This is a genomic window from Sciscionella marina DSM 45152 (assembly GCF_000379465.1).
GTDB classification, from domain to species: domain Bacteria; phylum Actinomycetota; class Actinomycetes; order Mycobacteriales; family Pseudonocardiaceae; genus Sciscionella; species Sciscionella marina.
In genome coordinates this window covers 580,946-592,935 of the sequence record NZ_KB905380.1, presented here as the reverse complement: position 1 = coordinate 592,935, position 11,990 = coordinate 580,946, and the positions used below count along the sequence as shown (strand labels likewise).

Annotated in this window: 11 protein-coding genes; 6 read left to right on the top strand and 5 right to left on the bottom strand. The window is 70.3% G+C overall.

All coding sequences use genetic code 11. The features are described from left to right. Window positions 1-2 precede the first annotated feature (2 nt). Entirely contained in the window at window positions 3-626 is a 624-nt protein-coding gene (locus A37U_RS0102790; RefSeq protein WP_020495083.1) for a LysE family translocator, read from the top strand. A 1-nt stretch (window position 627) separates the two neighbouring features. On the opposite strand, the gene A37U_RS42050 is transcribed toward A37U_RS0102790, so the two are convergent. Then, the gene (locus A37U_RS42050; protein WP_157182579.1) at window positions 628-1,332 is read right to left on the bottom strand and encodes an alpha/beta fold hydrolase; all 705 of its coding nucleotides are present in this window, start codon (window positions 1,330-1,332) and stop codon (window positions 628-630) included. Window positions 1,333-1,589: 257 nt separating this feature from the next. Here A37U_RS42050 and A37U_RS0102780 point away from each other — a divergent pair, with 257 nt between their 5' ends. Together A37U_RS0102780 and A37U_RS42045 are read left to right on the top strand one after the other, a co-directional pair. Then, window positions 1,590-1,973 (top strand): OB-fold nucleic acid binding domain-containing protein, encoded by a 384-nt coding sequence (locus A37U_RS0102780; RefSeq protein ID WP_020495081.1) that lies wholly within the window; start codon window positions 1,590-1,592, stop codon window positions 1,971-1,973. A gap of 38 nt (window positions 1,974-2,011) precedes the next feature. After that, entirely contained in the window at window positions 2,012-2,764 is a 753-nt protein-coding gene (locus tag A37U_RS42045) for a DUF3159 domain-containing protein (protein WP_020495080.1), read from the top strand. A 504-nt stretch (window positions 2,765-3,268) separates the two neighbouring features. Here A37U_RS42045 and A37U_RS0102765 read toward each other — a convergent pair. Both A37U_RS0102765 and A37U_RS0102760 read right to left on the bottom strand, forming a co-directional pair. Further along, complete coding sequence (locus A37U_RS0102765) at window positions 3,269-3,925, bottom strand: potassium channel family protein (RefSeq protein WP_020495079.1); 657 nt, start codon at window positions 3,923-3,925, stop codon at window positions 3,269-3,271. Continuing rightward, window positions 3,925-4,590: a potassium channel family protein gene (locus tag A37U_RS0102760; protein ID WP_020495078.1), complete on the bottom strand. Its 666-nt coding sequence runs from the start codon at window positions 4,588-4,590 to the stop codon at window positions 3,925-3,927. The genes A37U_RS0102765 and A37U_RS0102760 overlap by 1 nt, the downstream gene beginning before the upstream one ends. Before the next feature lie 116 nt (window positions 4,591-4,706). On the opposite strand from A37U_RS0102760, the gene A37U_RS0102755 reads away from it, so the two are divergent. Genes A37U_RS0102755 through A37U_RS0102745 form a run of 3 tightly spaced genes read left to right on the top strand, consistent with a single transcriptional unit; the run spans window position 4,707 to window position 9,493 of the window. After that, complete coding sequence (locus A37U_RS0102755; protein ID WP_020495077.1) at window positions 4,707-6,722, top strand: APC family permease; 2,016 nt, start codon at window positions 4,707-4,709, stop codon at window positions 6,720-6,722. Beyond that, on the top strand, window positions 6,719-7,891 hold the full coding sequence (locus A37U_RS0102750) for a class I SAM-dependent RNA methyltransferase (protein WP_020495076.1): 1,173 nt from the start codon (window positions 6,719-6,721) through the stop codon (window positions 7,889-7,891). The genes A37U_RS0102755 and A37U_RS0102750 overlap by 4 nt, the downstream gene beginning before the upstream one ends. Before the next feature lie 33 nt (window positions 7,892-7,924). Continuing rightward, entirely contained in the window at window positions 7,925-9,493 is a 1,569-nt protein-coding gene (locus A37U_RS0102745; RefSeq protein WP_083933143.1) for an MFS transporter, read from the top strand. Here the strand turns inward: A37U_RS0102745 and A37U_RS0102740 are convergent. Next, on the bottom strand, window positions 9,490-10,536 hold the full coding sequence (locus A37U_RS0102740; protein WP_020495074.1) for a hemolysin family protein: 1,047 nt from the start codon (window positions 10,534-10,536) through the stop codon (window positions 9,490-9,492). The two genes, A37U_RS0102745 and A37U_RS0102740, sit on opposite strands and share 4 nt — an antisense overlap. Next, window positions 10,536-11,846 (bottom strand): hemolysin family protein, encoded by a 1,311-nt coding sequence (locus A37U_RS0102735; protein WP_020495073.1) that lies wholly within the window; start codon window positions 11,844-11,846, stop codon window positions 10,536-10,538. The genes A37U_RS0102740 and A37U_RS0102735 overlap by 1 nt, the downstream gene beginning before the upstream one ends. Window positions 11,847-11,990: the final 144 nt, after the last annotated feature.

Genomic DNA, 11,990 nt, shown 5'->3' with positions numbered 1-11,990 from the left:
CCGTGCCGAACGCCGAACAGTGGTTGATGTTCCTCGGCAGCGTCGTGATCTTCTCGGTGCTTCCCGGGCCGGGCATGCTGTACGTGCTCGCCCGCAGCCTGCGCGGCGGCCGGGGCGAGGGCATCCGTTCGGTGTTCGGCAACACGGTCGGGGCGAGCGTGCACGCGATCGCCGCGGCACTCGGGCTGTCCGCGGTGCTCGCCGCCTCCGCCGAAGCCTTCTTCATCGTGAAGATCGTCGGCGCGGTGTACCTGGTGTTCCTCGGGGTGCGCGCCCTGCTGCACCGCACGGACGGAAGCGAACTCACCGAGGCGCGCCCGAGCAGGCACGGCGCCTTCGTGCAGGGCATCCTCTCCGAGGTGCTCAATCCGAAGACGGCGATCTACTTCCTGGCGATCCTGCCGCACTTCGTGGACACGGGTTCACGGTTCGCCGCGCTGGGCATGCTGGTGCTCGGGCTGGTCGCGGTGGTGCTGGCCACGGTCGCCGACATCGTGGTGGCGCTGGCCGCCGGGGCGATCGGGGAACGGCTCGCCCGCAGGCCGCGGCTGCGCACCGGGCAGCGCTGGACCTCGGGCCTGGTGCTGATCGGGCTCGGCGGGTTCCTCGCGGCCTCGGAAGCCTGAGTCAACCCGGCGCCGCTTCCCCGAATTCCGCTTCCCCGAGCGCTGCCTTGCCGAGCACGCCGAGGTCGGCACCGATCTCGGCGAGTGAGACCGTACGCAGCCGCGCGTCCGGGATGGCGCCCGCCCATTCGCGCGCGATTCCGATCGGGTGCACCGGATCGTCGGTACACCCCACGACGACCGCGGGCGCGGTGATCCCGGCGAGTTCGGCGGCCACGGGAGCGGGCTCGGTGGCCGCGGCGCGCAGCGAGTCCTCCAGCGCGCCCCCGTAGCGCGGCCAGGCGCGGCGCAGCTGTCCGGCCAGCCAGTCCGGAACGCCCTCGGTGGCCAGTTCCAGTGCTCGGTCGAGCCCGAGTCCGCGCACCGAATCGGCGCTGGCCCTGGCGGCCAGTGCCGCGGGCGCTTCCTCCGGTTCGCCGAGCCAGCCGGGCAGCACCGCGAGCAGGCCCGCGCACCGGTCCGGGTTGCGCACCGCCCATTCGGCGCCCAGATGCGCGCCGAGCGAGACCCCGCCGACCACGACGGGCCCCTCCTGCGCGGCCGCGTCGAGGGCGGCCCGACAGGACTCGGCGAGGCCCGGTCCGGGCACCGGGGCGGGGGTTCGCAGATCGGCGCCCACCTCTTGTGCCGCAGGCCCGAAAGCGGCCCGGATGAACACCTCGTCCGAGCCCGTACCCGGCAACAGAACCAATCGGATTGCGCTCACAGGCCCTCCTCGCTGGCGCTCGTCGGCCCCGTGACCGGCGGTGCCGTATCCAATGGTGACCTCGCAAGCTCGGTCACAGGTCCTCCTCGCTGGCGCTCGTCGGCCCCGTGACCGGCGGTGCTGTATCCAATGGTGACCTCGCAAGCTCGGTCACGTATCAATCCTGCCCGGGCGGGATTGATTGGCGAAATGGGGCGGTTACGCTGATGTCACACGGACAGCCACGTGGGCTGTCCTAATCTGCGCAGGAGCGCGTGATGTCGGGGACCAACAGCGGCTATTTCCGCCGCCTTATGCATCGGCTGACCAGCGATGTCGGTGAGCTCGATGCCGACGACCTCTCGCAACAGGTCCAGGAGAGCGGGGCACGGCGTGCCTGTGACTGCGGCAGTGGCGAGGAAGTCACCGTCGTGGGCAGGCTGCGTACCGTCGAGCACTGCCCGAAGGACGCCACCGCGACCCTCGAAGCGGAGTTGTTCGATGGCACGGACGGGGTAACCCTGATCTGGATGGGCCGCCGTCGCATCCCGGGAATCGAACCCGGCCGTACCATCAAGGCACGGGGGCGACTCGCGGACCGGAACGGCCGCAAGGCGCTCTACAACCCCTACTACGAACTCCAGACCCCCGCGGACGCCTGAGAGGTGCCGTTGGGGCACCGACGGTGAAGACGAGGCACATGAGCAAGGAGTCCCCGACCGAAGCGACCGAAGCCGAGACCGGTGAGGCGAACGAGGCCGAAAAGGCCGAGAAGCCCGAACCCACCTTGCTCGAGCAGATGGGCGGTATCTCGGGTGCGGTCTACTCGGCCGTCCCGGTGATCGTGTTCGTCGTGGTCAACGCCGTCTCCTCGCTGATGCCCGCGATCTGGGCGGCGGTCGGCTCCGCGGTGCTGATCCTGGTGCTGCGCCTGGTGCGGCGCGAACCCATCCAGCCGGCCATCTCCAGCGTGTTCGGCGTGGCCATCGCGGCGTTCATCGCCTACCGAACCGGATCCGCCAAGGGCTACTTCGCCTACGGCATCTGGACGAGCGTGGTGCTCGGGGCCGCGTTCCTGATCTCCGCGGTCGTGCGCTGGCCGCTGGCCGGGGTCGCCTGGTCGTTCCTGAACAGCCTGGGCATGGCCTGGCGCTCGGACAAGCTCGCCCGCCGCTACTACGACATCGCCACCCTGGTCTGGGTGCTCGTGTTCGGCGCACGGTTCGTGGTGCAGCAGTACCTGTACCAGGAGAACCTGGTCGGCTGGCTCGCCGCGGCCAGGATCGGCATGGGCCTCCCACTCGCCGCGGTCGCCGCGCTGGTCACCATCTGGGCCGTGCACCGGGCGGACAAACGGATGAAGGAGATCGCCGAGCCGGAACAGCCGGAACCGGCCGAGTCCGCGGCGGAAACCGCGCGGCAGAAACCGCTCACCCCGGGAACCGAGGAGTAGCGCGACCGATTCGCGCCCCAGGCGTCGACCGGACAAGGCGGGCAGTCGGCTCCGTCTTCTCCGGCAGAGGCGCCGCCCTGCGGTCACGGTGATTCGAGCTCCCCGACAGCCGGGTGAAGGCCGTCTACGACCGGATGGGCGGACCAGTCTCCTCCGCACCGCCGTTCCCGTCGCGGTCCGCGTCGTGGTGAACGCGCTCACCTCGCTGCTGCCCGTCGCCGTGTCGTCGTGCTGCTCGTGCGCCGGGCCGAACGCGGCGCTGTCTGAACTCCGGTGGCCCGCCTCGATCCGGTGAAAAACGCCGGGGTGTACGAGAGCCCCGGTGCCGACCCCGAAGGAGTCCGGAAGATCGACTGACCGCGGGCCCGTCGAGAAACCAACTATCCGCGCGCACACGCTGCACGATCGGGTAGCCCGCCACGAAGCCGTTCTGGCGGGGAAACCGCAGGGACACCCTGCCGATCGGCCGCCGTCGCCGTGACGACTCGCCGGACGCGGCGCTGCTCAGGCTCCGGTGGCCGCGCGGACGGCCGCCTCGACCCCAGGGGCGGCGACGAAGAGCAGCTCGTCACCCGGTTCGAGGGAGTCCTCGGCGACCGGCACGATGACCCGTTCGCCGCGCAGGATGGCCACGAGCGCGGCGTCCCTGGGCAGTTCGAGGGTGCTGACGGGTTTCCCGGCGAGCGGGGTCTGTTCGGGCAGGGTGACCTCGGTCAGGTTGGCCTTGCCCTGGCGCAGGGAGAGCAGCTGCACCATCCCGCCGACGCTGACCGCCTCCTCGACCATGGCGGCGAGCATGCGCGGGGTGGACACGGCCACATCGATTCCCCATGCCTCGGTGAACAGCCATTCGTTGCGCGGATCGTTGACCCGGGCGACGACCCGGCGCACCGCGAACTCGGTCTTGGCCAGCAGCGAGTAGACGAGGTTGACCTTGTCGTCCCCGGTCGCGGCGATCACCACATCACAGGACTGCAGGTCGGCCTCTTCGAGGGAGGAGAACTCGCAGGCGTCGGCGAGCACCCATTCGGCCTGTTCGACGACCTCGGGCGCGAAATGGGCGGCGTCCCGCTCGATGAGCATGACCTCGTGCCCGGATTCGGTGAGTTCGGCGGCGATGGACCGTCCTACGGCGCCCGCCCCCGCGATCGCGATCCGCATCAGTTCGTCTCCTCGGGTGGGTTCGCCGCGACGGCACCGACCTCGTTGACCGTTCCGGACAGTGCGGCGACGTAGACGAGGTCACCGGACTGCAGCACGGTCTTCGCCTCCGGCAGCACCCCGGTGCCGAATCGCATCAGGAAGGCCACCCGCGCTCCGGTGGCCTGTTCGAGCGCCCGGACCGGCTGACCGGTCCACTCCTCGTGCACGGGCAGCTGGAGCACGGCGACCGAACCGGTCGGATCCCGCCACGCGGAGGCGAGGCCGTCCGGGAGCAGGGTGCGCAGCAGCCGGTCGGTGGACCACGGCACGGTGGCGACCGTGGCGATGCCCAGCCGCTCGTACACGGCGGCGCGGCGGTGGTCGTAGATGCGCGCGACGACGTATTCCACGCCGAAGGTCTCCCGTGCCACGCGCGCGGAGATGATGTTCGAGTTGTCCCCGCTGGACACCGCGGCGAAGGCCTCGGCCCGCTCGATTCCGGCGGAGACGAGCACGTTCCGGTCGAAGCCCTTGCCGATCACCTGCTCGCCCGACCATTCGTGCGGGAGCCTGCGAAAAGCCTGCTTGTCCTTGTCGATGATGGCGACCGTGTGGCCGAGCCGTTCGCAGGCCGCGGCCAGCGACGAACCCACCCGTCCGCAACCCATGATCACCACGTGCACGCCGGATCCTCCTGTTTAACCCTGTCTTCGCGCACCGTACCCCGGCGCCCCGCGCGGGGACGATAAGGGACAGCCTGGTGGTGCCCCGTCAACTGGGGCGCATACCCTTGTCGACCGTGTCGAAACTCGCCACCGCGGCAAAGCGACTTGTCGTCGGCCGACCCTTCCGCAGCGACCGGCTCTCGCACACGCTGTTGCCCAAGCGCATCGCCCTTCCGGTGTTCGCTTCGGACGCGCTGTCCTCCGTGGCCTACGCGCCGGAGGAAATCTTCATCACCCTCTCGGTGGCCGGGGTCGCCGCGTTCACGCTCGGCCCGTGGCTCGGGATCATCGTGGCGATCGTGCTGCTCACGGTGGTGGCCAGCTACCGGCAGAACGTGCACGCCTATCCCTCGGGCGGCGGTGACTACGAGGTGGCCACCACGAATCTCGGCAAGCAGGCCGGGCTGGTCGTGGCGAGCGCGCTGCTGGTGGACTACGTGCTCACCGTGGCCGTGTCCATTTCCTCGGCCGCGGCGAATATCGGTGCCGTCGTTCCTTTTGTCGGGCAGCACAAGGTGCTGTTCGCGGTCGGGGCGATCGTCGTGCTCACCGCGATCAATCTGCGCGGGCTGCGCGAATCGGGCACGGCCTTCGCGATCCCCACCTATCTGTTCATTTTCGGGATCGCCGCCACGATCGTGATCGGGCTGTTCAAATCCCTCGTGCTGGGAATCCCGGTGCGCGCGGTGAGCGCGGGACTCGAGCTCAAGGCCGAGGACCAGCACATGATGGGGCTGGCCTTCGTGTTCCTCGTGCTGCGTTCGTTCACCCAGGGCTGTGCCGCGCTGACCGGGGTGGAGGCGATCAGTAACGGGGTGCCCGCCTTCCGCAAGCCGAAATCGCGCAACGCGGCGAGCACGCTGCTGATGCTCGGGCTCATCGCGGTCGCCATGTTCCTCGGCATCATCTACCTGGCCATGCAGAGCGGGGCCAAACTCGCCGAGAACCCGGCGACCCAGTTCGTGAACGCACCGCCCGGATACCAGCAGCAGACCCTGGTCGCGCAGATCTCCCAGGCGGTGTTCTCTGCCTTCCCGCCCGGCTATTGGTTTGTGACTATCGTCACCGCATTGGTCCTGGTGCTCGCCGCGAACACGGCGTTCAACGGGTTCCCGGTCCTCGGCTCGATCCTCGCCCAGGACCGTTATCTGCCGCGACAGCTGCACACCAGGGGAGACCGGCTCTCCTTCTCGAACGGCATCCTCGGGCTCGCGGCCTTCGCGGCGATCCTCGTCATCGCGTTCGGCGCGGAATCCACCCGGCTGATCCCGCTCTACACGGTCGGCGTGTTCGTCTCGTTCACCCTGTCCCAGACCGGGATGGTGCGGCACTGGAACCGCTTGCTCGACGAGGAGACCGATCCGGCGGTGCGCCGCAGGATGCGCCGCTCACAGGCGATCAACGGTTTCGGTCTGTTCATGACCGGCGCGGTGCTCGTGGTCGTGATCGTCACGAAGTTCACCGCGGGCGCGTGGATCGCGATCGCCGCCATGGTGGTGATCTTCATGCTGATGACCGCGATCCGCAGGCACTACGACCGGGTCACCGAGGAGTTGCTGAGCACCGAACAGGCCACGGTGCTTCCCCCGCGCAACCACGCCATCGTGCTGGTGTCCACCGCGCACCGGCCCACGATGCGCGCGGTCGCCTACGCGAAAGCGACCCGGCCGGACGACCTGGAGGCGGTGACGGTCAACGTGGACGAGGCGGGGACCAAGGACCTGCTGCGCCGCTGGGAGGAACTCGAGCTCGGGGTGCCGCTCAAGGTCGTCGAATCGCCCTACCGGGAGATCACCCGGCCGGTCCTGGAGTACGTGCGCCGGGTGCGCAGCGACAACCCGCGTGACGTGGTCACCGTGTTCATCCCGGAGTACGTGGTCGGGCGCTGGTGGGAACAGTTGCTGCACAACCAGTCCGCGCTGCGGCTCAAGGGACGGCTGCTGTTCCAGCCCGGGGTCATGGTGACCTCGGTTCCCTGGCAGCTCGCCTCCTCCAAACGGGCCTGGGAGCGGGCCAAACAGCGCACCAGGAGCGTGCACGCGCCCGGGGATGTGCGGCGCGGTATCAACACCCCGCAGGCGAAGAAGTGAACCGCTACGCGCGCGGTGACCGGATCGAGGCCACGATCGAATCGGTCGCGCACGGCGGGCATTTCGTGGCGCGGGTCGACGGGCGGGTGTGCTTCGTCCGGCACGCGCTTCCCGGGGAGCGGGTGCTCGCCGAGGTGACCGAGGACCGGGGCAAGTCCTTCTTCCGGGCCGATGCGGTCGCCGTGCTTGAGGCGGCACCGGAGCGGGTGCCCCCGCCGTGCCCGCTGGCCGGCAGCTGCGGTGGCTGCGATTTCCAGCACGTTTCCCTTGCCCGGCAACGGGAACTGAAGGCCGAGGTGGTCGCCGAGCAGCTGGCCCGGCTCGGTGGGGTACGGCGCCCGGTCGAGGTGGAGGAGTTGCCGGGCGGCCCGCGCTGGCGTACCCGGGTGCGCTATGCCGTGGACACCGAGGGCAGGCCGGGGTTCCGCGCGCACCGCTCGCACACCGTGATCCCGGTCGAGGACTGCCCGATCACCAGGTCCGAATGTGTGGAACCCGTCGTGGGGCAACGGTTCTCTCCTCGCGGTGAGGTTGCGGTAGCGGTCGATTCGCGCCCGGCGGTGACCGTGACCGAGATCCAGCCCGCCCGGTCCGGACGGCGGGGGCGCAGCAGGCGGATCAGCGGCGACGGGATCGCCGAACAGCACGTCGGCGAGCAGGTTTTCCTGCTCGCCGCAACGGATTTCTGGCAGGTGCACCCGGCGGCGGCCGCGAGGTTCAGTGCCGCGGTCACCGAGTTCGCCGCGGTGGGTCCCGCCGATCGCGTGTGGGATCTCTACGGCGGGGCCGGCCTGTTCGCCGCGTCCCTGTCCGCGGCGGGGGCCGAGGTGATCGTGGTCGAGTCCGCGGGTTCCGCGGTGGACCACGGGCGCGCCTGCCTGCCCACGGTGACCTTTCACCACGGCGAGGTGGAACGGACCATCGACCGGCTGCCCGCACCCGATGTCGTCGTGCTCGACCCGCCACGCAGCGGGGCGGGGGAGCGGGTGCTGCGCGGGATCGCGGCCGCGCATCCGGACCGGATCGTCTACGTGGCCTGTGATCCCGCTGCCCTGGGCAGGGACACCGCGCTGCTCGCCGGGCACGGCTATGAACTCGCCGAGCTGCGCGCCTTCGACGCCTTCCCGATGACCCACCACGTGGAGTGCGTCGCGCTGTTCTCCCGCTGAGCGCGGCTTCGGGCCGCGAAATTCGGTCGTGCCATGCGAACGGCGTGGATAGGGTGCCGCGCGGGGACGATCGGTTTCAGCCAGGAGAGGAGCGGACCCTCGCCACGTACACGGGAAGCACTGTCCGCGGGGCCGCTTCGCTGGCTGGCGCTCGCGGTGCTGCTGCTGGGCACCGCACTGATCTCGATCGAGGTCACGGTGCTCAGCCTGGCCATGCCGATGATCACCGAACAGCTCCGGCCGAGCGCGACCGAGGCGCTGTGGATCGGGGACGCGTACTCGTTCACGCTCGCCGCGACACTGGTCGCGATGGGTCTGCTCGGGGACCGGATCGGGCGCAAGCGGCTGCTGCTGATCGGGGCGAGCTGTTTCGGCCTGCTGTCGATTCCTTCCGCGTTCGCAACCGATCCGCTGGTGCTGATCCTCGCGCGCGCCTTGATCGGGATCGCCGCGGCGACCCTGATGCCGTCCACGCTTTCGCTGATCCGCAACATCTTCATCACCGAGCGGGAGCGGACCTTCGCGATCGGGCTGTGGTCGATGATGCTCTCGGTCGGCGGGGCGGTTGGCCCGTTGCTCGGCGGAGTGCTGCTCGATCACTTCTGGTGGGGTTCGGTGTTCCTGATCAAGGTGCCGTTCGTGATCCTGCTCGTGGTGGTCGGGTTCTTCGTGCTCCCCGAATCGCGTGATCCGCATCCGGCGCCGTGGAACATGACCGGCGTGGTGCTGTCCATGATCGGAATGTTCGGCGTGGTGTACGGGGTCAAGGAGCTCGCCGCCTATGGCCTCGGTCAGCCGCTCGCGTGGCTCGCCGCGGCGATCGGGCTCGCCGCGCTGTGGGTGTTCGTGCGCGGCCAGCGGCGTTCGGCCCATCCACTGATCGATTTCGGGTTGTTCGCGAACGCGCGGTTCTCCGGTGCCGTGGTGGCGAATCTGCTCGCGGCGGTCGCCGATATCGGGGTGTTGTTCTACCTCACGCAGTACTTCGAACTGGTGCTCGGCCTCAGCCCGCTGCAGGCCGGGCTGCGGCTGCTGCCCGCCGCGGTCGCCGCGATCCCGGCCGCACTGCTGGCCGGGCGGCTCGCCCGGGCCAGTGCTCCGCGCACGGTGGTCGCACTCGGCCTCGGCGCCAGCGGGGCGGGCATGCTCGCACTGATGACCGTGGGCGCCGCGACGCCGTACCTGCTGCTGGCCGTGTTCCTCGCGGTGTTCGGGCTCGGGCTCGGCTTCGCCATGACGGTGACCACCGACGAGATCGTGATCAGCGTGCCGAAGGAGAAAGCGGGCGCGGCGGGCGCGATCTCCGAGTCCGCCTTCGAACTCGGCGGGGCGTTCGGGATCGCGCTGCTGGGCACCGTGGTCACCGCGGTGTACCGGGCCCGGGTCCCGGTACCGCGCGGCGCGGACGCCGAGACCGTGCGGGATTCGCTCGGCGGCGCGGTCGCCGAGGCGGGACGGCTCCCGGGCACCGGGCTGCTCAGCGGTGCCCGGGAAGCCTTCGTACAGGGCCAGTCGGTCGCCTTCACCCTCGGCGGTGCGCTGCTCATGCTGTGCGCCTTCGCCTCCTGGTTTCTGCTGCGCGCCCGGGCGTCGGAAACCTAGCCGCTGCTGACGTGGGTGCCGTCCCGCACGGTGCCCACGTACTCCTCGACCAGGTCCTCGAGCGCGACCACACCGAGCACCGCCCCGTCCCCGCCGACCGCGGCACCGAGATGCGACTGGGCCCGGCGCAGTGCGGAGATCGCGTCGTCCACCCGGGCATCCGAGGGCAGCTCGGGAAGCCCGCGCACCCGCCCGCGCGGCACCGGGGTCTCCCGCGGTTCGCCGGCCCTGTCGAGCACATCCTTGATGTGCAGGTATCCGGTCAGCCGCCCGCGCGCATCGCGGACCGGGTAGCGGGAGAACCCGGTCGCCGCGACCGCGTCCGCCACATCGCCGATGGTCGGCTCACTGGGCAAGGTGGTGGTGTTCGCCAGCGGGACGAGCACATCGGCAACGGTGCGGCTGGTCGCCCCGCGCAGGGTCTTGGCCAGCCTGCGGTGCTCGGACTGGTCCAGCAGCCCTTCACGGCGCGATTCCCCGATCAGCGAGGCGAGCTCGACGGGTGTGTACGCGGCATCGAGCTCGTCCTTCGGGGTGACCTTGAGCAGTTTGAGCACCGCCGTGGAGATCGCGGTGAACAGATCGAGCAGCGGTTTGGTGAGCCGGCAGAACCCGTAGTGCACGGGGACGAGCCACATCGCCGCGCGCTCGGGCCCGGCGATCGCCAGGTTCTTGGGCACCATCTCACCGAGCAGCGTGTGCAGGATCGTCACCACCACGAGCCCGAGCGCGAACCCGAGAGCGTGACGCAGCGCGGCCGGTGCGCCCAGCGCGTCCATCGGCGCCTCGAGCAGAGTGGCGAAGGCGGGTTCGGACAGCGCACCGAGCAGCAGGGTGCACACCGTGACCCCGAGCTGTGCCCCGGCGATCAGCAGCGGCAGCTTCTCCCCGGCGCGCAGCGCGGTCCGGGCGCGCGCGTTCGAGGCGGCCAGCGCCTCGAGGCGGTCCCGGCGGGCGGTGAGCACCGCGAACTCGGCACCGACGAAGAACGCGTTGCCGAGCAGCAGCAGGATGGTGATGCCGATGGCGAGCCACGGATTCATCAGCGTTCCCTCGCCACCCGTAGCTCGGCGACCCGCAACCGGTCCATCCGCATCACCGTGATCCGCCAGCCGTCGATGCGCACCTCCTCGCCGACCGAGGGGATCCGGCCGAACCGGTCCACGACCATTCCGGCCAGGGTCTCGTACTCGCCCTCGGGCATCCGGAAACCGGTGGCCTCGGCGACCTCGTCGTCCCGCAGCAGCCCGGAGACCATCCAGGACTCGCGCCCGAGCGGACGGACCGGGTTCACCTCGCCCCGGTCGTGCTCATCGCGCACATCGCCGACGATCTCCTCGACCAGGTCCTCCAGCGTGACGATGCCCGCCGAACCGCCCCATTCGTCCACGACGAGGGCCAGCTGCAGCCCGGAATCGCGCAGCCGGTCCAGCAGCGCGTCCCCCTCCAGCGAGCTCGGCACCGTGGGCACCGGGCGCACCAGCGCGGAGAGCGGGGTGCTCGCGCGCTGCCGGGAGGGCACCGAGAAGGCCTGCTTCACGTGCACCGCGCCGCGCACATCGTCCATGTCCACCTCGTGCACCGGGAACCGGGAGAACCCGGTGCGCCGAGCGGCCGCGATGAGATCGTCCACGGTCGCGTCGAGCTTGAGCGACTCCACCCGCATGCGCGGGGTCATCAGCTCGTCCGCGGTGCGCTCGCCGAACCGCAGGGACCGGTCCAGCAGCGCCGCGGTGCCCTGGTCGAGGGTGCCCTGCGCGGCCGAGGAACGCACCACCGAACCCAGCTCGGCCGGGTTGCGCGCGGAACGCAGCTCCTCGGCCGGTTCCACCCCGAGCCGGCGCACGATCCAGTTCGCGGCGCCGTTGAGCCCGCGGATGAACCAGCGCAGGATCCAGGAGAACCACCACTGCATCCCGGCGACCGCGCGCGCGACGGGAAGGGCGCGCGCGATGGCGAGGTTCTTCGGCACCAGCTCGCCGAAGATCACCGAGAGCGCCGTGGCGAGCAGCACCGAGAGCACCGCGGCGATCGGCGTGGCCACCCCGAGCGGGATGGCCATCGCGGTGAACAGCGGCCGCAGCAGCCCGGCGACGGCCGGTTCCGCCATGGTCCCGGTGATCAGCCCGGTCAGCGTGATACCGAGCTGGGCGCCGGAGAGCTGGAAAGAAAGCGTGTGCTGAGCCTGGCGTACCCGTTTGGCGCGCCGGTCGCCGACGGCCCTCTCGTGCGCGTCGACCTGGACACCCTCGAGCGTGGTCAAGGAGTATTCCGCGGAGACGAACACCGCGGCGATCGCGGTCACCGCGAGCACGCCGATCAGCTGCAGCGAACTGGCGAGAATGTCGTTCACGGTCGCACCTCGCCGGCGCTCGGCTCGATCGTTCGCGAATGCTGCTGCGGCTTTGGTTCGCTCGCAAGCTCGCTCACGGCACTACCCATCCGTGAGCGTTGGTATGGCAGCCTGACGACTCGTCGTCACGCAAGTACGAGGCAC

What these genes read in the sequence shown, in the direction of transcription:
- A37U_RS0102740 (WP_020495074.1), bottom strand. Translation starts at nt 10,536, where the DNA reads ATGAATCCGTGGCTCGCCATCGGCATCACCATCCTGCTGCTGCTCGGC.
- A37U_RS42045 (WP_020495080.1), top strand. Translation starts at nt 2,012, where the DNA reads ATGAGCAAGGAGTCCCCGACCGAAGCGACCGAAGCCGAGACCGGTGAG.
- A37U_RS0102780 (WP_020495081.1), top strand. Translation starts at nt 1,590, where the DNA reads ATGTCGGGGACCAACAGCGGCTATTTCCGCCGCCTTATGCATCGGCTG.
- A37U_RS0102745 (WP_083933143.1), top strand. Translation starts at nt 7,925, where the DNA reads ATGCGAACGGCGTGGATAGGGTGCCGCGCGGGGACGATCGGTTTCAGC.
- A37U_RS0102765 (WP_020495079.1), bottom strand. Translation starts at nt 3,925, where the DNA reads ATGCGGATCGCGATCGCGGGGGCGGGCGCCGTAGGACGGTCCATCGCC.